22 protein-coding genes and 3 pseudogenes are annotated in these 22,341 nt (G+C 57.6%); 13 read left to right on the top strand and 12 right to left on the bottom strand.

The features are described 5' to 3' along the window. Positions 1–7 precede the first annotated feature (7 nt). From AA098_RS13425 to AA098_RS13395, 7 genes are all read right to left on the bottom strand, one after another. Positions 8–4,210 (bottom strand): RHS repeat-associated core domain-containing protein, encoded by a 4,203-nt coding sequence (locus tag AA098_RS13425; protein ID WP_082916893.1) that lies wholly within the window; start codon positions 4,208–4,210, stop codon positions 8–10. A gap of 6 nt (positions 4,211–4,216) precedes the next feature. Then, positions 4,217–4,684 carry a DcrB-related protein gene (locus tag AA098_RS13420; protein WP_003248404.1) on the bottom strand — a complete coding sequence of 156 codons (468 nt, stop codon included), beginning with the start codon at positions 4,682–4,684 and terminating at the stop codon, positions 4,217–4,219. A gap of 34 nt (positions 4,685–4,718) precedes the next feature. Next, on the bottom strand, positions 4,719–5,303 hold the full coding sequence (locus tag AA098_RS13415) for a DcrB-related protein (RefSeq protein WP_004576629.1): 585 nt from the start codon (positions 5,301–5,303) through the stop codon (positions 4,719–4,721). A gap of 10 nt (positions 5,304–5,313) precedes the next feature. Continuing rightward, positions 5,314–7,170 (bottom strand): type VI secretion system tip protein TssI/VgrG, encoded by a 1,857-nt coding sequence (gene tssI, locus AA098_RS13410; RefSeq protein ID WP_033725266.1) that lies wholly within the window; start codon positions 7,168–7,170, stop codon positions 5,314–5,316. A gap of 40 nt (positions 7,171–7,210) precedes the next feature. Continuing rightward, positions 7,211–8,239, bottom strand: a complete 1,029-nt coding sequence (locus AA098_RS13405) for an IS30-like element ISPsp7 family transposase (RefSeq protein ID WP_011911495.1) — start codon at positions 8,237–8,239, stop codon at positions 7,211–7,213. 72 nt (positions 8,240–8,311) lie between these two features. Next, on the bottom strand, positions 8,312–9,007 hold the full coding sequence (locus AA098_RS13400; protein WP_003248399.1) for a hypothetical protein: 696 nt from the start codon (positions 9,005–9,007) through the stop codon (positions 8,312–8,314). Beyond that, positions 9,008–10,024 carry a hypothetical protein gene (locus AA098_RS13395; protein WP_003248396.1) on the bottom strand — a complete coding sequence of 339 codons (1,017 nt, stop codon included), beginning with the start codon at positions 10,022–10,024 and terminating at the stop codon, positions 9,008–9,010. 162 nt (positions 10,025–10,186) lie between these two features. Between AA098_RS13395 and AA098_RS29200 the strand changes: the two genes are divergently transcribed. From AA098_RS29200 to AA098_RS29780, 7 genes and pseudogenes are all read left to right on the top strand, one after another. Further along, complete coding sequence (locus AA098_RS29200; protein ID WP_019751687.1) at positions 10,187–10,435, top strand: hypothetical protein; 249 nt, start codon at positions 10,187–10,189, stop codon at positions 10,433–10,435. A gap of 583 nt (positions 10,436–11,018) precedes the next feature. Continuing rightward, positions 11,019–12,122, top strand: coding sequence for a polymorphic toxin type 46 domain-containing protein (locus tag AA098_RS13385; RefSeq protein ID WP_003248393.1), 1,104 nt, complete (start codon positions 11,019–11,021; stop codon positions 12,120–12,122). Beyond that, entirely contained in the window at positions 12,119–12,415 is a 297-nt protein-coding gene (locus AA098_RS13380) for an immunity protein Tsi6 family protein (RefSeq protein WP_003248391.1), read from the top strand. The genes AA098_RS13385 and AA098_RS13380 overlap by 4 nt, the downstream gene beginning before the upstream one ends. Before the next feature lie 89 nt (positions 12,416–12,504). After that, positions 12,505–12,821 (top strand): annotated as a pseudogene (locus tag AA098_RS13375) (hypothetical protein). 30 nt (positions 12,822–12,851) lie between these two features. Further along, a pseudogene (locus tag AA098_RS13370) lies at positions 12,852–13,202 on the top strand (reverse transcriptase domain-containing protein); the annotation flags it as partial. A gap of 472 nt (positions 13,203–13,674) precedes the next feature. Then, a complete protein-coding gene (locus AA098_RS13365) occupies positions 13,675–13,986 on the top strand; it encodes a hypothetical protein (protein ID WP_003248386.1) in 312 nt (103 codons plus the stop codon). A 26-nt stretch (positions 13,987–14,012) separates the two neighbouring features. Further along, positions 14,013–14,210: a polymorphic toxin type 46 domain-containing protein gene (locus AA098_RS29780; RefSeq protein ID WP_003248382.1), complete on the top strand. Its 198-nt coding sequence runs from the start codon at positions 14,013–14,015 to the stop codon at positions 14,208–14,210. On the opposite strand, the gene AA098_RS30210 is transcribed toward AA098_RS29780, so the two are convergent. The 3 genes and pseudogenes from AA098_RS30210 to AA098_RS13350 form a co-directional block, all read right to left on the bottom strand. Further along, positions 14,141–14,344, bottom strand: a complete 204-nt coding sequence (locus AA098_RS30210) for a contractile injection system protein, VgrG/Pvc8 family (protein ID WP_121783557.1) — start codon at positions 14,342–14,344, stop codon at positions 14,141–14,143. The two genes, AA098_RS29780 and AA098_RS30210, sit on opposite strands and share 70 nt — an antisense overlap. Before the next feature lie 33 nt (positions 14,345–14,377). Then, on the bottom strand, positions 14,378–15,076 hold the full coding sequence (locus AA098_RS13355; protein ID WP_003248379.1) for a hypothetical protein: 699 nt from the start codon (positions 15,074–15,076) through the stop codon (positions 14,378–14,380). A 158-nt stretch (positions 15,077–15,234) separates the two neighbouring features. Beyond that, positions 15,235–15,423: pseudogene (locus AA098_RS13350) on the bottom strand (type VI secretion system tip protein VgrG); the annotation flags it as partial. 583 nt (positions 15,424–16,006) lie between these two features. Between AA098_RS13350 and AA098_RS29775 the strand changes: the two are divergent. Continuing rightward, complete coding sequence (locus AA098_RS29775; protein WP_227743095.1) at positions 16,007–16,144, top strand: hypothetical protein; 138 nt, start codon at positions 16,007–16,009, stop codon at positions 16,142–16,144. Positions 16,145–16,360: 216 nt separating this feature from the next. Beyond that, complete coding sequence (locus tag AA098_RS13340) at positions 16,361–16,624, top strand: hypothetical protein (protein WP_060544991.1); 264 nt, start codon at positions 16,361–16,363, stop codon at positions 16,622–16,624. Positions 16,625–16,906: 282 nt separating this feature from the next. On the opposite strand, the gene tri1 is transcribed toward AA098_RS13340, so the two are convergent. Further along, complete coding sequence (tri1, locus tag AA098_RS13335) at positions 16,907–18,022, bottom strand: ADP-ribosylarginine hydrolase Tri1 (protein WP_060544990.1); 1,116 nt, start codon at positions 18,020–18,022, stop codon at positions 16,907–16,909. 303 nt (positions 18,023–18,325) lie between these two features. Here tri1 and AA098_RS13325 point away from each other — a divergent pair, with 303 nt between their 5' ends. Next, entirely contained in the window at positions 18,326–18,877 is a 552-nt protein-coding gene (locus AA098_RS13325) for a hypothetical protein (protein ID WP_064614365.1), read from the top strand. 146 nt (positions 18,878–19,023) lie between these two features. Here AA098_RS13325 and AA098_RS29515 read toward each other — a convergent pair whose 3' ends face one another. Further along, the gene (locus AA098_RS29515; RefSeq protein WP_177342676.1) at positions 19,024–19,182 is read right to left on the bottom strand and encodes a hypothetical protein; all 159 of its coding nucleotides are present in this window, start codon (positions 19,180–19,182) and stop codon (positions 19,024–19,026) included. A 288-nt stretch (positions 19,183–19,470) separates the two neighbouring features. On the opposite strand from AA098_RS29515, the gene AA098_RS13315 reads away from it, so the two are divergent. From AA098_RS13315 to tssC, 3 genes are all read left to right on the top strand, one after another. Then, positions 19,471–20,220, top strand: a complete 750-nt coding sequence (locus AA098_RS13315) for a hypothetical protein (protein ID WP_028697263.1) — start codon at positions 19,471–19,473, stop codon at positions 20,218–20,220. Between the two features lie 64 nt (positions 20,221–20,284). Beyond that, positions 20,285–20,824 carry a type VI secretion system contractile sheath small subunit gene (gene tssB / locus AA098_RS13310; protein ID WP_003248358.1) on the top strand — a complete coding sequence of 180 codons (540 nt, stop codon included), beginning with the start codon at positions 20,285–20,287 and terminating at the stop codon, positions 20,822–20,824. A gap of 14 nt (positions 20,825–20,838) precedes the next feature. Next, positions 20,839–22,341, top strand: a complete 1,503-nt coding sequence (gene tssC / locus AA098_RS13305; protein ID WP_003248356.1) for a type VI secretion system contractile sheath large subunit — start codon at positions 20,839–20,841, stop codon at positions 22,339–22,341.

The raw sequence follows: 22,341 nt of genomic DNA, 5'->3' as shown, positions 1-22,341 counted from the left end.
GACCCTATTAACAGCTTGATTTCATATTCTTAACACCACCCGAATGGGTGAACCTGTTGTGAATTTTTTTAGGAACTTCCTGCATCGTCTTCATATTCTCATGATGATGCCAAGTATTTTTCGAATAGTCTGCCTTACCCTGAGGTGCAAGTGCATCTGCCTTGCCAAAATCACCACCAGGATTTTTACCGTGATTCCCCTTCAAGTCAGGAACATCAACTTGCTGTCGTTCAAAAGGAGTAAAGTCAGGATGGCCGTCGGGATACCTTACTACATTACCCTCCCAATCTTTATAAACCCATGTTCGTCCGTCAATCTCCATATGCACAGAACCACCTTTATCTAGCCATTTGGCAACATCAGGGGAATGTGAAGGCTTTGCACTCCATCCCCAAGGATCAATCCAAGATATCGGATTGACTCCATAGCTATACAGGTTAGCTCCTCCCAATAATCCAATTGGGTCTTGATTCACAAATCGTCCAACTTCTGGATCGTAGAATCGAAAAGTATTGTAGTGCAGGCTCGATTCGCAATCAAAATATTGACCTTGGAATCGTATATTCTGCTCCACCTCACTAACTACTAGCTGCTCTACCGAGCCCCACGAGCGATAGGTCGCCTGCCAAACGATCTCGCCCTCGCTATTGGTCAGCTCGATCGGCGTACCGATCTGATCGGTATGGAAGTAATAAAGCTTTTGCTCCTCCCCTTCAGCCTGATCGACTCGCGCCAGCGGCGCATAGCTACCCGGCTCGTACAGGTACAAGATGCTCTTCGCAGGCGATTCCTCCCGCAGCATCCTCAGCCCCTGCCAGAGGAAGCGCTTCTGCTCGACCTCGCCATTGATTTCAGCCTGCTTGGCTATTCGCCTCCCCAAGCTGTCGTACCGATACTCGCCTTGGCTTTCCAGCTTGCCATTGACCAACGTCTCCGCCCGCACCAGCCGGTTCTCGCAGTCATAGCTAAAATGCTGCAGCTTGCTGTGCCCCGAGCGCTTCTCGACCAGATTGCCCCACGGGTCGTAGCGGTACTCCTGATCCCGCCACTGTTTGATGCGGTTGTCCTTGACCTTGTCGAACTGCCGCGCATTGAAGTCCAGGCGGTTGGCTGCCGGGTCGTAGCGGAACTCCTCGCTGCCGATCAGCGAACCGGTATCGCGACTGCGCAATTGGCCGTTGGCTTCGTACTCGTACTTGATCTCGCCGCGTAGCTTGTCGAGGGTACGCACCAGTTCACCGGCCGGGTCGTACTGATAACGGCGGTGGATCGGGTTGTAGGCGTGCTCCACCAGCAACGAGGTATTCACACCGGTGTTGTGCACTTGCGAGAGCTTGTCGGCCGGCAAGGTCGAGGCAAACTGCCAGGCCTTGCGCCCCATGGCGTCGTAACCGAAGCAACTGGTGAGCTTGCCCTGGGTCCGGTACACCTCGCGGTGCAGGTCATCGCGCTCCATGTCGCTGATCACCTGACCATCCAGGTTCAGCTGGTGCAGGTGGCCACTGCCGTAATACAGGTGATTGACCTTGCGCCCATCCGGCAGGGTCAGCGTGGTCAGGTTGCTGAGTGGGTCGTACTCGTAGCCAAGCGTTCCGGCGGAGGTGATTTCTTTCGTCAGCCGACCGAGCAGATCGTAGGCGTACTCAAGCTTTTCTTCCGTGATCCCAAGCTGCTTGCCGATCCCGCTCGGTTGCCGCTCGATGCTCAGCAACCGGTCACCGTCGTCGTATGCGAATGTCTGGCTCGCATCACGGTTGATCTTGGCGACCAAACGCCCAATGGCATCACGTTCGAACAGCGTATGGCGCTCGGGCCGTTCGGCATTCTCGCCATAGCCAATCTCATCCAGTCGTGTGAGATGGCCACCGACGTTGTAGCTGAAACGCCGGGTCAGGTTATCCACCCGCACTTCTTCGCTCAGCCGGTCCGAAGCGTCGTAGGCAAAGCTGTACGTGGCGTTGTTCTCGTTGACCAGCGCGGTCAGGCGAATGGCCTTGTCGTACTCGTAGCGAACCCGCTGGCCCTTGGCATCCTGGCGGCTGCTCGGCAGGCCGCGGGCGGTGCGCATCAGGCGAGTGGTCTGGCCCTTGCCGTCGGTGTGGCTGAGCACCTGACCGTAGACGTTGTAGGTGAAGCTTTCCGTGGTGCCGTCCGGGTGGCTGATGCGCAGCACTTCGCCGTCGGGCTTGCGCGCCAGCGTGGTGGTCTGGTTCAGCGCATCGGTCACCGCCACCAGGTGCTGGCGTTCGTCATAGCGGTAGTACGTACTCTTGCCCGAGCAGTCCTGGTAGCGCTCGACCTGGGCCAGGGTGTTCCACCACAGGTACTTGGACTTGTAGGTCGCATCGATGATGGTGTGCGGCAGGCCGTCATCGCTGTTCAGGTACTCGGTCATCTGGCCGAGGGCATCGAATTCGGCGAGCAGGTTGCCCTTGTCGTCGTAGCGCGCTCGCCAGGTGCTGCCGTCCGGGTAGCTGACCTGGGTCACCAGTGTGGTCAGGTGGTGATACTCGTAAACGGTCTTGCGGCCCAGCGGGTCGGTTTCTTCGAGCAAGCGGGAGAATTCGTCGTACTTGAATTGCAGGCGGTTACCGTCCGGCAAGGTCAGGCCGACCATGTTGCCCTGCTCGTCCAGTTCGATGGCATAGCGTTCGCCACCGTAGTCGCGGCTGGCGACCACGCGGTGGTCGGCGTTGTACTGCACTTCCAGCTCGCGGCCGAGCACGTCGGTGGCCCAGCTGGTGCGGCTATCGAGGTCGTAGCGGAAGTGGTAGTGCTCGCCGTCGCTGGTCCAGTGTTCGACCACACGTGGCTTGTCGCCCAGGGTTTGCCAACGGTAGTGGCAGCCCAGCCCCAGCGCGTTGCTGTGGGTCACCATCAGGCCGTCTGCGTAGCTGAAGCTGCGCACGGTGTCGCCGTTGCGGTTGATCACCGCGCTCAGCTGGCCGTGTTCGTCGTAGCGGTACTGGGTAAGCGTTTCCACCGCTTCGTTGTTCACCACGCGCTTGATGTCGGTCAGGCGACCCAGCGGGTTGTCGTAGTGCAGGTGCACGCGGGTGCCGCCGGTGGCGCTGATGTCGGTCAGTGTGCCGTCGGGCGTGCGGGTGAAGTGCAGGAAGTGGCCGAGGACGTTCTCGATACGCTGCAGCGGCACTTCGGTGTTGGTATCTGGCACTTCGCCGAAGTAGAAGAACAGGTTATCGAGGGTCTGCAGGATGTAGTGGCCGCCCTCGGTGCACACCAGGTACACCTGCTCGTGCGGGTTGTAGATGCGCTGCCCCGGTTGCAGGGTCACGAACGGGACTTCGCGGCCCTGGTTGTCGGTGAGGTAGATGAATGCCCCCTGGCGGCGCAGGCTCTGCTCCCAGGGCAGCACCCAGCCGCGGCCGAGTACGCTGTCGACCGTCAGGTCGCTGGCGTAGAAGCGCGACCACTCGATCGGCATCAGGCCCGGCAGGCTGAAGTCGATTTCATCGGGGATCAGCTTGCGGCCCGTCGTGAGGTCGACGGGGTTGCCGACCAGGCCGCCGATAGCCTTGCGGGCCACGGGTTCGACCACGTAACGGCTGGCCACCTCACCGGCGACGAAGCCGGCCGTGAACTTCAGCGCGCAAGGCATGACGGCTTTCATGCCGGCCTGGGTACCCGCCTTGATCAGTTGGGCGATACCGCCTGCGGCGCCGGCGATGGCCATCAGCACATCCACGGTGGTGCGCAGCCACTCCGGGACTTCATCGTCCACGGGCAGGTAACGGTAGGTGCCGCCGCCGATGATGACGTTGTCCGAACCACCGGAAATGGTGGCGCCGCAGGTCAGCTTGTCGCCCTTGCGCGCGGCGGCGACGCTGTTGATGAAGACGTTGGTCGAGCCTTCGGCAATCTGCACCGGCCCTGGGTGCTTGTCGCAGGCACCGATGCTTTTTTCGACGCGGGCGGCCTTGCGGCTGTTGATGAACACGTTGGGTGAGGCAGTGGTTATCGTCCCTGAGGGGGACGAGAACATACTGCCTATCGCCTCTCCGGCGGCAGTCAGCAAGCTGCCCCCGATGCCGGCTGCGAGGCCGGCCAGCAAGGCCACGCCGAACCCGCAGGTGAACGTGGCGATGGCCACCGTGGCCACCAGCGCAATCCCCAGGGCGGCCCCGATCAGGAAGCCCCCCAGCGCGCTGGTGTGCGCTATCTCGTCGCCGAACCTGGCCGCTTCGAACATGAGGGGTTACTCCTGTTCGCCGGACTCGGCGCTGGTTTCGGACGGGGCACGCGGGGTGAAGCTGGCCAACAGGTTGTCCCAGTCCTGGTTCTGCTGGGCACTGAAGTCGGCCTGTGCAGTGGTGGAGAAGATCAGGGCACGCCCGGGGCTGATGATGAAGGCGGCCTGGCGCTGGTACAGCGGGCGGCCCTGGTTCATGTAATAGGCGTCGATCTGGATACCGGCAATGGGTGCGGTAACCGAGAGCGTGACTGCCTTGTTGCCCATGCGGGTGTAGCCGCGCAGCTTGGAGGTGAGCAGCTTGACCTGGCGATCGACATAGGCCTGCAGCGCTTCGTCCGGCAGCAAGGTGTCACGCGAGATGGTGATGCTCAAGGGTGCTGGAACACTGGCACCCAGGACGAACATGTTGACCGTGCGGTCCTCGAAACCTGCCGGCAGCGCAATGCCGCCTTCCTGTAATTCGTAATCCATGCGATGAAAATTCCTGATAGCGAAAAAATCGGGGTCAGCCCTGCGCGAAGCCATCGAGCATGCGGTCGAACTCGGCCAGCCACTGGCTCAGGCCGGGCTTGCTGGGGTCGATCACGCTGGAGATATCCAGCCATTGCAGCGAATCGCTGCCGGCGATGGGCACCAGTGCGCCGACCAGGCGACCGTGCCGAGGCTCGTGGCCGGCATTGAAGTGAAAGTCCACGACCTTGGCCGGGTTCCCAGCCAGGAGGCAATCACGTTGGCGAATCACGCGCAGTTGCGGGTTCAATTCGCGCAAAGCCTCGACTGCGCGCTGGAACAGTTGCTCCAGCGGCTGCCTGGCGGGTACATCACGGCGGCGGATGCTGAGGCTGACCGGCTCGCCTTCATGCTCGAGGGTGGTCTGGATGTCGCGAAAACGAAAGCCGAGCGGAAACTGCAAGGAGAACCCTGCGAAGGTGAAAGCGCTGGCGACATCCTGCAACACGGCTGGCAGCGGTTCCGGCTCGGGCACAGGCTCGGGCACATGAGCAGCTTCCGCCAGACTGGCCAGCCGCGCAGACTCCTCTTGCGCTTCGCGCCTGGCAGAGATGCGGTCGTAGATCGAGGGCTTGTACATGAACCTTGCCTCAGTCGTTGATCCGCACTGCGGCGCCAGTGATCTGGGTGGTGTCGGTACTGGTGGTCACGATGACCTTGCCTTTGATCTCGATGCCTTCCGGGGTCAGCGTGATGCTGCTGTCGCCCACCTGCAGGATGATGTGCTGCTTGGCGGCCACCTGGATGAACTGGTTGTCGACCTGCAGGGTGTAGGAACCTTCGGTCACCTGCACCACGGTGTCTTTCTTGACCGTTTCGGTGTGCGTACCACCAACAGTAATCGAGCGGTTATTCCCCACATCATGGGTCTCATCCAGCTCGATCTCGGTATCCATGTTGCGCTCGGCATGCATGATGATCTGCTCGGCGCCGGCCTTGTCCTCGAAGCGGAAGAAGTTGGCGGTACCGCCGTCGCCCTTCATCGACCGCGTCAGGAAACCACTTTGGGTCTTGTTCGCCGGCAGCGACCATGGCGGAGTGTTGGTGCTGTTGTACAGGCTGCCCATGATCAGCGGCCGGTCCGGGTTGCCGTCAAGGAACACCACCACCACCTCGTCGCCTACGCGTGGGATCTGGATGCTGCCGAAGCCACCGCTGGCACCGGACTGGGCGACACGTACCCAGCACGAGCTGTGATCGTTGAACTGCCCCTGGCGATCCCAGTGAAACTGAAGCTTTACCCGGCCCAGTTCGTCGGTGAAGATTTCCTCGCCTGGGGGGCCGACAACGATGGCGGTCTGCGGGCCGTTGATCAAAGGCTTGCGGGTGTTTAACTGCGGGCGGTATGCGATTTTTTTACGCACGCACACGAATCGGTTGACGTAACCGGCCTGGTCGCCAGTCATGTAGTTGTTGCTGCCGCGATGCTCCACGCTCAGCAACAAAAACTTACGGTTCTCGGCGTCACCGGTGTCGTGCAGATAATGCTGGATCAACTCAAAAGTGTAACCCGGCTTCATGGCCCGGCAATTGCTCTCGCCGTAGAAGGTCTTGCCCATCAACTCGAGCGCTTCGATACGGTTGCGTACGATGGCTTCGCCATCTTCGTAGCTGCCATGGGTGTACTGGCCCGGGAAATCATAAATCTCGAACCTGTCCACATCGCCCTGTTGATTCAAGCTTTGCATGGTCACAGGTAGGAAGTTGCGCGGTTGGCGATAGTCGAACGTGCGAACGGCAATTTGACCGGATTGCAGCTGCCGCGTTGACTGCCACTGAGTAATGGAATCAGCGGTTTCGGTAACCGACGCGGAGTGGTAGCGAATCTGCGGCTGTTCGGGCAGCGGCAACAAGGTGCTGGAGTCATCGGTGATGACCATCAGGTGGGAGTCGGCCGTGTGCTCGAAGTAGTAGAAAAGCCCTTCGCTCTCAAGCAAGCGCTGCACAAAGTTGAAATCGCTCTCGCGGTACTGGGTAATGTAGCTGTGCGATTTGAGCGACTTGCTTACACGAAATTCGTACTTGGCCAGCGTGCCAAATCCGGCGAACACTTCACTGACAACAGCCTGGACCGATTTTTCTTGAAAAATGCGTGTATCGAAGCGGCAAGTCAGCATCCACAGCCACGGCCCTAGCACGGCTGCATAACGCACATAGCCGCCGTCGCTGCCTTGGGTGCTAAACCGCTGAACATAGCCGTTAATGTAGCGGAAAGAGCCGTTGGATAACTCGATTTCTATCGTGGCCTGGCTGCCAATCAGTGACTTGAGCTTTACATCGCTCTGTTGGCTGAGCAAGGCCAGATCGAATTCATAGAGTTTGGAAAGCTCTTCAGTGCCGGAAAAGTGCTCAAGCAAAAACTCATCGTTGGCTGTTTGTGTCAGGATATTCAGCTTGAACAATCGCCTGTTTTGCGGCGCGAGCATGGAAAGAACGTCAGTTAGCATAATTTACTCCCGGCGGTTGCAGGAGCTGAGTGCAACACGGTTATTGAATTGAAACCGGAGCATCATGCCGCATTGCCATGGCATTTTGCATGACCTCTCCCATCACCTCGATGGGGCATTTGAAGTCGAAGCGCTTGCGCGGTCGCATGTTCAGTTGCAGCGCAATGGCGTCCAGCTCCTCCTGGCTATGTACCGACAGGTCTGTGCCCTTGGGCAAGTACTGGCGAATCAGGCCGTTGATGTTTTCGTTGCTGCCGCGCTGCCAGGGGCTGTGCGGGTCGCAGAAGTAGATCGCCACGCCGGTTCTTTGGGTGATCTCGGCGTGTCGCGCCATCTCCCGGCCCTGGTCGTAAGTCATGCTCTTGCGCATCTCCAGCGGCATGCTATTGAGCGCGGCGCTGAAGCCTTCCAGCGCCGAAGTCGCCGTTGCGTCGTTCATCTTCACCAACATCAGGTAGCCACTGGTGCGTTCCACCAGCGTACCGACGGACGAGGCGTTGGCCTTACCCTTGATGAGGTCGCCTTCCCAATGCCCCGGCATCAGCCTGTCTTCAATCTCCGGCGGGCGCACATGAATACTGACCATCTCGGGGATCTGGCCGCGCCGATCCACGCCACCAGAGCGCGGCCGGCGCGTCGTCTTGCCTTGGCGCAGACAGATGATCAGCTCCTTACGCAGCTCACCCACTGGCAGGGCATAGATCGCGTTGTAGATCGTCTCGCGACAGACGTAGGCATCTCGCAGGTTGGGTATGTTCATGCTGCGCAGCTTGCCGGCAATCTGCTCGGGAGACAAACGCTCACGCAGCATATGGGTCACCAGTTCGAAGCGCTCGCTACCCGGCAACAGTTTTCGCATCGGTCGACAAACCTGGCGGCGGGCCTGCATTTGCTGCTGAGCCAGACGGGCCGAGTAGCCACCGCAAGCACCTCGGTTACGGCGCAGCTCACGGCTGATGGTCGAAGGGGATCGGTTGATCAAGCAGGCAATCCTGCGCAGGCTGAAGCCTTGGGTACGACCGATTTGAATGGTGGCGCGCTCTTCAACGCTGAGTTCGGTATAAGACATAGGGGCAGCACCGTACCGGAAAGGTCAGGTGTTGCACTCAGTTTTTGCCGCCGCCCCCTGTAACGGTGAACATCAGCGCGCCCGTACGGCGAAAAGCCTGCCCAACCACGAGGCAGCACGCATGCTCTGAATAGTTTCAATATCCATGAATGTGTATTGACGGTTTTCCTTCGCTTCGCGCACTTTCAGCTCTCTGAGTGCACTGATCTTGTCACGATTGTAAAACACCATGAACACGGACATTAGCGCAAAGAAGTAGATCAACCCGGTGGCCGGCACGTCATGGCTTTTCATCAGCGGATAGATCACGCTGCTCAAGCCCGCCGCCAAACCCGCCTGCCACCACTGAACTTTCTGGGGCGGCTCGATGGATTCCACGCGCTGCCCTTTAAAGTGGAGAATATCACTTTTACTGCGCCAGTAATAAGCCATTGCATAGGTCAACAACACCAGCACGACGGGTGCGAGCCCTAACATCAAAGAAGTCGCCGCTCCCAACTTCATTTTTTTGTAGGTAACACCCAGTGTCAGCAGCGATGCGAACATTGGTGCAACTGACATATTGAAGAACATGCGCAAATTCGCGAAACTTACAAAGTGCTCACTGCGGTAAGCACAATTGATGCACCACAGCGTCATAACGATAATGATCAGGATCGCCGGCACCGCCATGAATGGCGGCGCCACTCCGGTCATCATCAGGGCCAATATCACGACCAGCAGCCACACCGACCAGATTTTTTTAAAAAAACGTTCTGTGGTAAACATTTAATCCTTCCCCGTCAAGAAATTACCCAGGGTAGTGCCCAGCCCCGAAAAATCATCACTCATGACAAACTGAACTGCCAAACCCGCACCCAAAGACAAGGCAATCACGACTATAGCCGGCCCTGTTAGCCCGCCGACCAATACACCGACACCAAAGGCCAATGCATTGGTCGGCTGGGTGTAAGCTGACTTCTGGAAGAACTCCGAGACGCTTTTTGCCTCCGTCGCATCTAGGTAAGCCTGGGGGCCGAACGCCAATGCGCCGCCTAATTTGGCACCCGTCAGTACTTTGCCTACGCCACGGCTGCTGTACCCGGCCGAGTCAATATGGGCAGTTGCACGCATCGCCTTGGCGGTATTGAAAGCAGCCACATGCAGGTTACTGCCCCGACCGGGCAGCCTGTACAAACTTGCCTGGCTATTGGCGGGTATTTCGAAGTAGAGGTTTCCGCCCATGCGCACCAGTTTCAGGCGCCCTTTCATGGCCCTGGCGGCAGATACACTGCCGGGTTTGCCACGTGACGCTGCCCACTTCTTCAGCTTGCCGCGCGTGGCATCCGTCATGTTCAGCAGGTTTTCAACTTTGGTGGCTTTGGATGCGGCATGGCCTAGCGCAGCAACGTTGGCAAGCGTGCCGGGTAAATTTGCAGTTGAAAATAATAGTGCCCCTACGACTGGAATCTTCTCGGCCTTCTCCTTGATGGCCAGCAGTTCATCCGCGGCAAAACGCCCCGATTTTTCCATTTTTGCAATCAGGCTATAAAGTAACTGCGCGTATTCTTCGGCTTCGTCAGCACTCAACTGCGTTTCGGACGACTGTAGTTCAGCAACAAGAAACTCGGCGGCACTCATGTCATCAGCCGAATAAAGGCCGCCTACATCCATCTTGGCGTAGGTTCTGGCTGCTACAACACTTGGCCATGGCAGGTCACCCTGCCCGAGAAGGCCGTCTTGCCCGCCGAGGCCCATGGGGTCGGCTGCGGTACAGGGATAGATTCTGTTCACGATTCTGTTCACGCCTTGTCAAAAATCCTGCTTGCGCGACCTGCGCAGTATCGGCCCACGTCTCAGGCGCTGCGACCTATGCAGGCAAGCAAAGTTCCCAACAACACCTGAATATGCCAACCAGATCACAAATGGATTTGCCGGCCGAGTGTAGAGGGCGCAGGAAACACTGGAATGCGCAACTCTGTCAACTATGAATATCGCTCATCCTTCGCATTAGCCGTTATGAATGAGATGGCATTGCGCCATCTTTTGCCCATACACCAGCATTACCAAGAACGTTCACAGGACACTGTGGTCAATGTTCTACATAGCGCCTACGCTTGGGATACTTGTGACGCTGGGCTTGTGGGCGAAGGGGTACACACCCTGCCAGAAGCTGTTGACTTCAGGATCTGCCTGGCAGGTGTGCTGGATCAATGATGAGCGGTATTGTTTCAAGTCTGATTCCTATACCCGTGACGGCTGGCCTTGCAAGCGCATGAGTGATAAAAATGCCTGCATCCAGGTTGACGGGCGCCAGTAATTCTAATACCCACACCCACGTCGCTACTTGTAGGAAGTCATGACAAATACAGAAATCATCAAACAATTGGAAGCGCTCAAATGAGCCATTTCACTCCAATCTCCATCAAATTCAGGCTGCTCGCCGCCCCCACCCCGCTGACTTGCGTAAGCCATCCGGGCTTCAGCCTCCCCCCTGACAGCTACACAGAAAACAACTGAGTTAATAAATCCGCGAGCCTTGAAACATTCCTCGAATCAGGCCATCAATAGCTGTCGTAAGTCAGCTCTTCCATCTCGTGTCACCTTGGGATGCTCCGTCAACTTGCCGCGCGGAGACGGTGAGTTGATATTTCCCCGTCACGCAGGCTATCTATCGAAAAAGCGCTCAATGCGTCATGTTTTCAGAGGCTTTTCGCCCAGATTTCTCTTTTAAGCGCGCAGTTCACCCATACCCATCAGCTGTTTTCGAGCCATCCTCAGGTTCCACAGGGCGATCAGTGTGGTGGCCGGGGCGTTCGCCTTTGGCGTCGGCGCGGCGCCGGGCGCGGTGGCCGGCGCCGGCATTGGCCTGCAGGTCGGCAACCTGATCCTCATGGGCCTGGGGCTGTCCGCCATCGCCGAGTATTTTTATCAGGGCCTGCCGGCCTGCCTGTCGACCCTTCAGCAAGGCATGACCACGGCCTGGTTCGCCGAGGATGGCCTCAAGCCCGCTGGCCTGGACCCGAGCGGCGGTTCCGCGGCGCAGGCCCAGGAGCGTGTCGAGCGTGCTGCACGCCAGCTTGCTCGCGGGCAGGAGCAGTGGGTGTTGCTGTTACTGACAGCCATCGTCACCTACCTTACTCGGGGCCAGATGAAGGCCGGCGTCATGAGCAGCATGGAAAGCATTGCCGCCCGGAGCGCTCGGCTGCAGGCCGAGATCTCCAACAAGCAGCTGGCAGCCTGGTTGGCGAAGAATGAGCAGAAACTGTTGGCGCAGCCGGAGTTGCAGCCCAAAGAGGCCACACCGATCTCTCGTGCACAAGCGCAACCGGAGCCATTGCGACCACTACCCGATCGACCACCCATTGCTCAGGCACCGGATAAGCCAGGCTTAACGGAAGTTTCCCGTAGGGAGTACCTGAACAAGAAGTTCGCTCGAACGGGTAACTTGGCACAGGACATCAACATACGAGGCAACCAGGAAACTGCTGTAAACTTCTTCAAGTCACAGGGCTATAAGCCTGCCGACTACGAAGGCTACATGAACGGCTTGGACTTCACTCAACCAGTCTTCACGGAAACAATCAACCGGGGCAAGACACTTTGGCAATTCCAGGTGCCCGGCGGCCGGCAAGGCATGTGGTACTCTCCTACCCCTGACGTGGTGCCAGGGCAACTGGGGATCAACCCGCTTGGCCAGATCTACAAAACGGAAACCATCGTGCCCAAGATCGTGAACGTCTATCAGAGCACTGAGAAGGTCACGCTGCTGAGGAGTACCTCGGCACCGGTACTGGATACCTGGTCCGTTCCTTCCCAACCCTATAACGCCATTGGCGGTGCTCGGCAGATGACCTCTGGCCAACGCGAGCTCTTCAAACTGATAACACCAGGTGCATTATGAAACCCACAACCCCCCTCGGCTATGTACAGAAGGCTATCGACATTACCGCGCAGCGGAACAAGGCCTGTCCCGCTTACCCCATTTATGGGATGCTACTAAACCAACTTGACTATGTGAAAGCCGTGTTCGAAGGGCGTGAGCAAGATAAATCGAAACTCCACCAACTCAGTATCGGTGCCATTGCCTCGAAAGAATTCGAAGAAAATGACCCCGAGTTGGCCAGAGCACTGAAAGACGCCTATTACGTAGCCATCCAGTCGGCTCGTGGCCTCAAAATTCAACTGCCCGATTGATTGCCGACGTTCGATCAGGCCAGCCACTGAACATCGGGCGCAGTCACTGACGAAAGCTATAAACCCTACACCCAGCAGACTGAGCCACGATGGACATTTACGCACTCCGGCAAAAATCGATAGCGCTGCGTGTCATCATTGACCGGCTGAAGTCACACGACCCGGCCGCCATGAAGTTGAGTGTAGAGCTGACGCTCTTGTTGAACGCGGCAAAGCAGCAGCGGATCCGCACCCCGATGGAATGGCGTGACATCCCCGGAAGCTATCTGTTCACCGAAGAAGGGCTGCAGCAGTATGCCGATCTCGAGCACGCCTTCGCCGAGTTTCGTATCGAGCTCTCCGGGGGCGAGCCCCTACCCTGCACAAGCTCAAGGCGCGCATGGGGGAGAAACCCTCCCAGGGATGATGGGCGGGCAGCCTTGCCATCTTTTCATGAGTTCATTACGCCTTTGACGCATGGATGCAACGAAATAGCCCAAACTGTCCTTTTGCCCGGTATGCCGATGATGCGGTAGTGCATTGTCGTAGCCAGAGGCAAGCAGAACACGTGATGCGTTCAATCGCTTCACGTCTAGCGGTTTGTGGCCTCACGATGCATCCCGAGAAATCGAAAATCGTGTACTGCAAGGACAGCAATCGACGCGCAGGGTATCCGCATGTGAGCTTTACCTTCCTTGGTTTCACTTTTAGACCCAGGAAGGCAATCGGCCAGCAGAACAAGCTTTTTACCAGCTTCCTTCCGGGAGTCAGTGCGCAAGCGTTGAAGCGGATGCGGCGGGCAGTGCGCGAGTGCGGGGAGAGGTGCGCCCGTGAGTCCAGATACCAAGGCTTTGCCTTGATTATCCAATAATCAGCGACTGAAAATCGGGCTTTTCGGCATCCCAAAGCCGCCCATTTCCGACTGATGAGCAACTTGTTCGGAGTTTCCTTAAAGGACCATCTCCCATCAGCCAGGTCGAGCCGAAGCGCTTGCGAGAGCTTCATGCGAAACAGGACCCTGACTTTGTAGCGCACGATCAACAACTAAAACATGCAGAGACTTTTGCACCCGAGGTCTTAGCAACAAACAGATTAATGAGTATCTCGACAGCCCTGATGGTGGGCTATATCTGCAAAAGCTACGTGCCGCAAACTGCGACTACCACCGAATCTGGAGGTAACATTGACAGGGCGGGTGGCGCACTTCAATATCTTACCCCTAACCGTAATGAGTGGTCGACCACCAAGCTCATAGGCACTATTGATAACTAGGATAGACAATGAACACGCACACACTGAAGGCTACCGCTACAGCGCTTCGTGAAAAACTTGAGGCTCTCGAAGATCAAAATTCCGATGCGAAGCTGATGCTCAACACCCTACGCGGCCTCTTATTAAAAGCTGAAAATGGAAAAATTCATGCCCCCATGGAGGCTAGAGACATACCTGGTTACCGCTACTTACCGGAGACCAACTTACAGGACGATCGTAATCTCAGTCAGTTATTTGCAGAATTTTACATGGCATTGATTGATGGAGAGGAGTGGAGTTCCTTTAAGAAATTCCAAGCCAAAAATAAAAATCACGATTAGAAAAAGATGGAGAACATACAAGAAGCTTGCTCGAACGGGCAACTTGGCAGGACACCAATATACGAGGCAACCAGGATACTGCTGCCAACTTCTTCAAGTCACAGGGCTATAAGTCTGCCGATTACATCCCCCTGTTCATTGAGCCTCTGCATGATCACCGGAAAGAAATTGCGCGACTGACTATAGTCAAAGGTACGAACGGCGATCTTTCCGGGTTGCAGTAGCTATAAGGTTTCAACGATTTGTTCAGGCGGAAATCGCACTTTGCCAAGCTGCCAAAACCTGCAAATACCTCGCCAACTAGGTCTTGTACCGTCTTACCTTGGAAGATTCGCGAGTCGAGACGGCAAGTCAACATCACACTTCCTGGATAACTGGCGTCTAATATCGCTTATTTTCGGCTCTTGAGTGCAAAAACCCGAGCCAACCATGAAGCGTCACGTAACGCACGCACATATTCGATCTCAAGAAATGTGTATTGACGCGCCTCACGACGCTCGCGTTCTTTTAACGCCCTTAACGAAGCGATATTGGTGCGATTATAGAAGACCAAATACAGCGAAATGAAAACCATCACACACAGCACCACGGCCATAGAACTATTATAGTTCTTTATCGTCGGATACAGCAGACTACTCAACCCTGCACCAAGCCCGCCCACAACCCACGAATTGGCCTGCTCGGGTTCGAATACTTCTACCCGCTCACCGCGTAACAGGAATGAACTCGCCTTGCTTCGATGCCCATAGGCCAATGCGAAAGCCAACGCAGTAAGAATGAGCGGCACGGCGCTGATCGCAAGCGCCGCTACGCCTCCCATTTTTGATTGTTTGTACGTTATCGCCATTGACAGGACAAAGGCAAAAAGCGGCACGGCAGTCAAGCTGAAACAGAGACGTAAGGACGCAAAATCAGCAAATCTTTCCGAACGATAGGCGCATTTCACGCACCAGCAAAATGTAACAAAAGACGATACAGCCATGGGCACAAAAACAATCTTCGGCGCCACCCCAAGTGTCAACACTGAAATCATAAGCGTTAAAAACCAGAAGGCCCAAATTCGCGCAAAAAACCGTTCGGTCGTAAACATTTAATTCAATCTTTCCCAATCAGATAATCGCCCAAGTCAGTCCCCCAACCGGTTGCGTCATCACTCAAGGATACTCTGGGCTAGGCGCTATGCTGTCCAACATATGCGATGTAGCGCGAGCCGCCTTTGGCCACTTCGATTTCGATGCTGACTTGCTAGCCCATCATGAGCGGCACGCCGGAGTCTTCGCAGACCAGCAGCAGTTCGTAGTTGAACGCCCACGACAGGGCTTCGGTGCCCTTGAAGGTTTCCAGCAGCAGCTCCTGCTCGGGGTTGGCCAGGTTGTGAAACTTGAACAGGCGGCGGTTCTGTGGCGACAGCAGCGCGGAGGCCAAGTCCATGATCATGCGAAATCTCCTTGAAAACACGGCCAGCACGCGCTTGCGATGCTCAGCTGCAACCCTGATCTTGCGGGCGTATTCTGCATGCGCGCATAACGTGCTTGCGGAATCATGCGACTGCCTGCAGAAAGGAAAGTGCCATCATGCATTGAAATAAGTGCGACAGGATTCACATTCCCGAATGCCAGGCAGGCAGAAAGGCCCAAAGGAAACACCGGCAAAAGCTGCCCTGTCAACTCACTACAGGCCTAGGAAAACGGGGCAATACCGCCCTGCAAGGCAATGTCATATCGCCATCCTTCATCTTCCTCACTGGCGCCCGGAGGCCACCCGGCAATCGCCGAATGGCCCGTCACAGAAGGTTCTTGAGGTATCGATCAGAGCCCATGCCCGACAGCTCCCACTCGAACTGTCTCGCTACCTGACGCATCAGCTCCACTGGCGGAGAAAAATGTTTCATAACGTGGATTCACCGAAGAGGATATTCTTGCGATCGCCAAAGGCGAAATGCCCGACCCCCACCACCTATCCAGATCCAGATTATGTCGCGCAACATTTGGCCCAATTCCAAAATGGCGCCTCACGCTTCATGACCCAGACCAACCTTGAGAAATACGGCATCGCACAGAAAGATAGTACGTCGTTCATCATGCTAGGCCACGAAGCAACCGAACTACTTGCCAAGACAGCAGGTGACAAGCGCGCGTTGGAGCAAGCCCTTGGCTAGCCTGAGAATTTCCTTGATACCAATGCACTGGTCCCGGTAGACATCCCTGATCCGAAGCAGTTGAATCTACGGATTCCATCGGGAAATGAAGCCGGTGCTAACGAATTCTGGATCCCTGGTGGCAAGCTACCTGACGGCAACAGTGAAGTCGTCATAGACGCGGCGAGTATTGCCGCCAAGAGGTTCAATACCGCTCCCCTTTTTTGAAGGCCCCCTATGAAATTCAAAGATCTTTTCATCAGTCGTCAGCACATGTACTCAATCGGCATCGAAGAAGACGCTAGTCAGTATTACGTTTCGTTCCCCGTCAGCAACGACATGGTTGAATACGAAGAGTATTTCGCCATTGCTCCAGCTACATTTGATGCCTTCATGGATGACCCTGATGCGGCGCTGGCTTTCGTGATAAAATGCCGCAAAAGACAACTTGATGAATTATTAATCATCAAGCCGGGAAAAAATCGGGGCACGGCCATCTAGTGCCACATAGATAAATGCTGACGAAATCCGACACTGCATGACCGTTTGACCCTACCAACAAATGAGTGGTGCCATCTCACGCTGCGGTGAAGTGGTGCAGTCCCTTACCCCAATCAGGACTGACCATGAACACCGAAACACTCAAGCAGAAGATTCGCTGCCCCCCCCCGCACAGATCCGTACGTGCGGAACTACCGCATACGGCTCCTGCCTCAGGTACGTGTCGCGAAGCGTTCCTCTGGTTTCGATTCGTGGCGTACTTCACAGTTTCTGCCCGAACCGTCAAGGCTGGCCATAAAGCAATGCGTCCAGTTCATCATGCTGCGGCGAGAGATCGAAGAGCTTGGCTGCCAGTTCCTGGATATGTTGCGACCACGCAACCTTCTCCACCCACTCCGGCGGCATGCCGGACACGCCGTACAGCGCACCCGCCAACTGGCCGGCGGTGGCCGCGACACTGTCGGCATCATCGGCAAGGTTGGCGGCCAGGAAGATCGCGCCCTTGAAGTTGTCGGTGTTCCATACGGCCCACAGTGCCGCTTCCAAGGTATCGATGACGTAGCCGGAGGAGCGGATCTGTTCGCGGCTCTTTTGCTTGTACTCGCCCGCATTGATGATCATCGGGCGAGGCCGCAACGAACGCACCGCTGGGGCCAGGGCCTCCTCCTTGTCTGCACCGTTGAGCGCCAGATGCAGCTGTGCCGCAAACAGCTGACAGCAGTTCACTGCCTCGTCGGCGTTGTGGGTCACGCTGCTTTGCGTGACGCTTTCCCACCAGCTTGCCGACAGCGAGTGCCGGCGGAAGATTGCCGTAGGCGCAAGGCGGATGATGGAGCCATTGCCAGCCGTCGAGGGGTCATAGTTGCCTTGCCAGGTAATACCCTCGCGCAGCCAGCCTTCAAGGGCATTGCGCGTGGCATTGCCGATATCGAAACAACGACCGTTGGCACTGTTTTCCCCGCGCCGGTACCAGCGGACCAAGGCATCTGCGTAGTTGGCGTAATCGAACTTGCCCTTGCTCACATACGTGTCTGCCAGGCACAGCGCCATGCTGGTGTCATCAGTCCACTCACCCGCAACGAGGTTGAACGGGCCACCCCCGACCATGTCGCTCACCTGCCCCCTGTCGCGGGCCTGGAACTCGAGCGTGGTGCCGACCGCATCGCCGATGGCCAGGCCAAGCAGCGCGCCCTTGGCGCGGTCCAGTGCCTGCTCCGCGGTCAATGTGCAGGCCCTGGAGTGCAGCCAGCTTGGCTTGACCGCCGGCGCCGCCAGTGCATCAGACTGCAAGGTGGAGTCCATCCGCTGCTGCAACTGCCGGGAGGGCTCCGGCGACAGATGCGCATAACGTCGCACGTAGTCGGCCAGCAATGCGTTTGAGCTTCTTAGATCGATCATGGGATTTCTTTGAGAATGAATTGGGTAACGGAGCCATTGGCGTATCAACGATACCATTGCCTGCGGTCGAGGCCTTGATGATGCCCATCCAGTCAGGCCCCCTGGGCCTCTCAGCCTTCCAAGGCTGCGCGGGTGACATTGCCGATGTCGAAGCAACGGCCGTTGACGCGGTTTTCACCCTGCCGGTACCAGCGCACCATGGCATCGGCAAAGGTCCAGTGCCTGGTCCTGTGATAACGTGCTGAACCTGTTGTTCAGCCATGCCGGTTTGATCCGCGGCAGCCAGGGAATGCTCAGGCACACATGAAAGACCATCCCGAACTCTACGTAAGGTCCCCTATTCTTTTCCGGCTTACGGCCATCGGTCTGATGCTGTCCATGCTCGCCATGGGAGCACTGGCGGTGTACGCCTTATGGACAGATATCGTGCCCCTCTACGGCCGGATCTACCGTAATGCGCCGGTCGTGGAAACACCACTCAAAGCTTTCTTCATGATTGCATTCATTCCCCTGGGGCCTTGCCTGATCGTTGCCAGCCTGATCGCCGCATGGACCGGTCGAAAGTTTGACCCACCAAAAACCTCTTGGCTGCATGGGTTCCAGCTACGCTCGCTGCAACTGACAGTTGTGCTGATGGTTATCGTTGCTCCGACAATGATTGCGCTGACCACAGCCACGCTTTCGGCAAAGGACTACTGGTCGTGCCCGAAGCTCAGGATCTCGGGCTCCGGTTGGCAGATGTTCTGGGTCAACGATGAACGGGTGTGCTTCAAGCCGGATCATTACATCAACGACAATTGGCAATGCAAGGCAATCGATGGCAGAGACGTTTGCGTACAGGTCGATGGTCGTTGAGTTGGATGAAACCGGCTGCGCCGGTGTTCGCGGGCAGGCTGCCCGCGAATGCGGTGGCGGCTGTGACGGTGAATGACCAGGGATAGTGGCCGGCAGGTCCGGCCTATTCGCGGGTAAACCCGCTCCTACGGGCATCGCGCTAGCTATTAGATTTTGAACAATACAGTTTCCCCGCCGGACGCGACGAAACCGGTCGCATTGCCACCATCCTGACGCGCTTCCCCACCACGCTGCACGCACGCGGCCGGCGCACAAAATGAGAACTGATTCACTTTTTGAAAAAAACTTTTGTCGCCGATTTTCATCGCTTTCCAGCCCCTTTCGTACCCTGTCTTTAGGGCTTGAGCCCCCATCTCCTGCGCCCAAGACACGCTGTCAATATCACAGCGCCATTATTGCGCAGCGTCACACAACGGGGAAAAAATCGCCCCCTTCGCCGGAACTTCTTCCGCAGCGAGGTGCCCTACTCGGCATTGCTGGCAACACAATATTCATATGCCAGCACCCAAATTCGCTACAGCCGAAAGGCGATTTTTCAGGTCCACGCCACCGGCGTTTCAGGACGATCAAGCAGGCACATGGACGATGCACCAATGACACAGACATTCGATGTCGAAGCACTGATCAAGCTGCGTAGCCAGACGCGGGCGATCTCCGATGCGCTGAAGGCGCAGGCGGCGGATTACCTTGCCACCGTGGCACCGCTGATTCGTCCGCAAACCCTGTTTGGCGAATACCTGCAAGGCGCACAGCGCAGCAGCGGGCGCGAAACCCAGGGCCACTTCCAGGCCCTGGTCGAACTCTACGAACGTATCGGTTCGGCCGCGCCGTTCCAGCTGGTCACCGAGCTGGAAGTACCGCTGAACCTGATCAGCACCACCCCCGAACTGTTCCCGCTGGAATACGACAAGACCCTGGAACACAGCGGCCAGGTCATCCGCATCACCAGCCCGACCCGCTGGGTTGTGGGCTTCCACGCCTTCGACCTGGCGCGGTTTCGCAATGTCATCAAAGACCCCAACCGCAGCAGCGCCGAGCTGTACCGCTTCGTGGTGCACTACCTGGTGCTGTTCTACTGCCTGAGCAAGTCGCCTGGCCTTGGGCGGCTGTTCGAAGGCTTGCGCTACGGCCTGAGCTTCGAGCGCCTGAAGGGCTTTGGCGACCTGCCGTTCTGCGTCATCAGCTCGCCGGTGCGCTCGGAACTTCCCGACGACTCGGTCATCCGCAGCAGCACGCAGATTGCCGGCAACACCAGCTTCGAAGAACTGGTAGGCCGCGACAACATCCTGGAAATGAACGACGAAATCCGTCAGCGCCTGCTGCTGACGATCGAAGGACTGTAACGCGCAGCGCCCGGCACCGGGCCGCGCAATGATTCGCAGCGAATTGCTCGCACTGGAGAACACGATGGCGAAGAAGGAAAGCACTCAGCACAAACTCGACCGCGTTCGCGCGCCTCGGGTTCATATCACCTACGACGTGGACATCGGCGATGCCATCGAGAAAAAGGAGCTGCCCTTCGTCGTCGGCGTACTGGGTGATTTCTCCGGCAACCCGCTGGAGCCGCTGCCCAAGCTCAAGGACCGCAAGTTCGTGTACATCGACCGCGACAACTTCAACGGTGTGCTTAAGGGCATCAAGCCACGCCTGACCTACCGCGTCGACAACACCCTGGCCAAGAACGGTACCCAGCTGGGCGTGGAGCTGAACTTCAACAGCCTCGAAGACTTCGAGCCACAGAACGTGGTCAAGCAGGTCGAGCCGCTGCGCAAGCTGCTGGAAGTGCGCAACAAGCTGGCCGACCTGCGCAACAAGATGGGCGGCAACGACAAGCTCGAAGAGCTGCTGATGGATGTGCTGCAGAACACCGAAAAGCTCAAGACCTTGGGCAAGGAATTCGGCCGTGAAGCCGAAGTGAAAGACCCGTCCAGCGACGATCGCGCCTGAGCAGGAGCCCGAACATGACCGACAAGCAAACCGCACCGCAACAGGCCGGCGACCTGGTCGAAGTGGAAAACTTCGCACCACAGCCCTCGCTGCTCGACAGCATCATTTCGCAAAGCCGCGTGGCCCGCTCCGACACCGAGCGCAACCGCACCCGCGACCTGATTGGCGAACTGGTGAACCAGGTGCTCGAGGGTGAGATGACCCCGAGCAAGGACCTGATCGCCGTGCTCGATTCGCGCATCGCCGAAATCGACGCGATGCTCTCCGAGCAGATGAACGAGATCATGCACGCCCGCGAGTTCCAGCAGTTGGAAGCCTCCTGGCGCGGCCTGAAATACCAGGTAGACCAGACCGAGACCAGCACCACACTGAAGATCCACCTGCTCAATGCCTCGAAGAAAGACCTGGTGCGCGACCTGAAGGCCGCCAGCGAATTCGACCAGAGCGCACTGTTCAAGAAGGTCTACGAAGAAGAGTACGGCACCTTCGGTGGCGCACCTTTCGGCATGTTGATCGGTGACTACGAGTTCAACCGCAACCCCGAAGACATGTACCTGCTCGAAGAGATCTCGCACGTCGCGGCGGCGGCGCACGCGCCGTTCATCTCGGCCGCTTCGTCCGAGCTGTTCGGCTGGGACTCGTTCACCGAGATGTCCGGCCCGCGTGACCTGGCGAAGATCTTCGACACCGTGGAATACGCCAAGTGGAAGTCGTTCCGCGCCTCGGAAGACTCGCGCTACGTCGGCCTCACCCTGCCCCACGTGCTCGGTCGTCTGCCGTATGGCCCGGATACCACGCCAGTGGAAGAATTCAACTTCGTCGAAAGCGTCGATGGCCGCGACCACAACAAATACCTGTGGATGAACGCCGCCTACGCCCTCGGCACCCGCGTCACCGACGCCTTCGCCCGCTACGGCTGGTGCGTGGCCATCCGCGGCGTGGAAGGCGGCGGCCTGGTCGAAGGCCTGCCGACCCATACCTTCAAGACCGACGACGGCGAAATCGCCCTAAAGTGCCCGACCGAAATCGCCATCACCGACCGCCGCGAAAAAGAGCTGTCGGACCTGGGCTTCATCCCCCTGGTGCACTGCAAGGGCACCGACTATGCCGCGTTCTTCGGCACCCAGTCGGCGCAGAAACAGAAGCAGTACAACACCGACATCGCCAACGCCAACGCACGCCTGTCGGCCCAGCTGCAATACATCTTCGCCACTTCGCGCATCGCCCACTACATGAAGGCGATCATGCGCGACAAGATCGGCAGCTTTGCCTCGCGCATGGATGTCGAGCGCTTCCTCAACCAGTGGCTGGCCAGCTATGTGCTGCTCGACGACACCGCCAGCCAGGAGGCCAAGGCCAAGTTCCCGTTGCGCGAAGCGCGCGCCGAGGTGTTCGAAGTGCCCGGCAAGCCAGGCGTGTACAAGGCCGTGACCTACTTGCGCCCGCACTACCAGCTGGATGAACTGACCGCCTCGCTGCGGCTGGTTGCCGAGCTGCCACAGGGCGCGCGCGGCTGA

It is taken from the genome of Pseudomonas sp. JY-Q (assembly GCF_001655295.1).
Classification (GTDB): Bacteria; Pseudomonadota; Gammaproteobacteria; order Pseudomonadales; family Pseudomonadaceae; genus Aquipseudomonas; species Aquipseudomonas alloputida.
This window is presented reverse-complemented; position numbering and strand designations above follow the sequence as displayed.

What these genes read in the sequence shown, in the direction of transcription:
- AA098_RS13380 (WP_003248391.1), top strand. Translation starts at nt 12,119, where the DNA reads ATGAAACCCACAACCCCCCTCGGCTATGTACAGAAGGCTATCGACATT.
- AA098_RS29200 (WP_019751687.1), top strand. Translation starts at nt 10,187, where the DNA reads ATGCGCAACTCTGTCAACTATGAATATCGCTCATCCTTCGCATTAGCC.
- tssC (WP_003248356.1), top strand. Translation starts at nt 20,839, where the DNA reads ATGACCGACAAGCAAACCGCACCGCAACAGGCCGGCGACCTGGTCGAA.
- tssI (WP_033725266.1), bottom strand. Translation starts at nt 7,170, where the DNA reads ATGCTAACTGACGTTCTTTCCATGCTCGCGCCGCAAAACAGGCGATTG.
- AA098_RS13420 (WP_003248404.1), bottom strand. Translation starts at nt 4,684, where the DNA reads ATGGATTACGAATTACAGGAAGGCGGCATTGCGCTGCCGGCAGGTTTC.
- AA098_RS13405 (WP_011911495.1), bottom strand. Translation starts at nt 8,239, where the DNA reads ATGTCTTATACCGAACTCAGCGTTGAAGAGCGCGCCACCATTCAAATC.
- AA098_RS13315 (WP_028697263.1), top strand. Translation starts at nt 19,471, where the DNA reads ATGACACAGACATTCGATGTCGAAGCACTGATCAAGCTGCGTAGCCAG.
- AA098_RS13340 (WP_060544991.1), top strand. Translation starts at nt 16,361, where the DNA reads ATGAAATTCAAAGATCTTTTCATCAGTCGTCAGCACATGTACTCAATC.
- AA098_RS13400 (WP_003248399.1), bottom strand. Translation starts at nt 9,007, where the DNA reads ATGTTTACCACAGAACGTTTTTTTAAAAAAATCTGGTCGGTGTGGCTG.
- tri1 (WP_060544990.1), bottom strand. Translation starts at nt 18,022, where the DNA reads ATGATCGATCTAAGAAGCTCAAACGCATTGCTGGCCGACTACGTGCGA.
- AA098_RS13425 (WP_082916893.1), bottom strand. Translation starts at nt 4,210, where the DNA reads ATGTTCGAAGCGGCCAGGTTCGGCGACGAGATAGCGCACACCAGCGCG.
- AA098_RS13415 (WP_004576629.1), bottom strand. Translation starts at nt 5,303, where the DNA reads ATGTACAAGCCCTCGATCTACGACCGCATCTCTGCCAGGCGCGAAGCG.
- AA098_RS13355 (WP_003248379.1), bottom strand. Translation starts at nt 15,076, where the DNA reads ATGTTTACGACCGAACGGTTTTTTGCGCGAATTTGGGCCTTCTGGTTT.
- tssB (WP_003248358.1), top strand. Translation starts at nt 20,285, where the DNA reads ATGGCGAAGAAGGAAAGCACTCAGCACAAACTCGACCGCGTTCGCGCG.
- AA098_RS30210 (WP_121783557.1), bottom strand. Translation starts at nt 14,344, where the DNA reads ATGTTGACTTGCCGTCTCGACTCGCGAATCTTCCAAGGTAAGACGGTA.
- AA098_RS29515 (WP_177342676.1), bottom strand. Translation starts at nt 19,182, where the DNA reads ATGAAAATCGGCGACAAAAGTTTTTTTCAAAAAGTGAATCAGTTCTCA.
- AA098_RS29775 (WP_227743095.1), top strand. Translation starts at nt 16,007, where the DNA reads ATGACCCAGACCAACCTTGAGAAATACGGCATCGCACAGAAAGATAGT.
- AA098_RS13325 (WP_064614365.1), top strand. Translation starts at nt 18,326, where the DNA reads ATGAAAGACCATCCCGAACTCTACGTAAGGTCCCCTATTCTTTTCCGG.
- AA098_RS13365 (WP_003248386.1), top strand. Translation starts at nt 13,675, where the DNA reads ATGAACACGCACACACTGAAGGCTACCGCTACAGCGCTTCGTGAAAAA.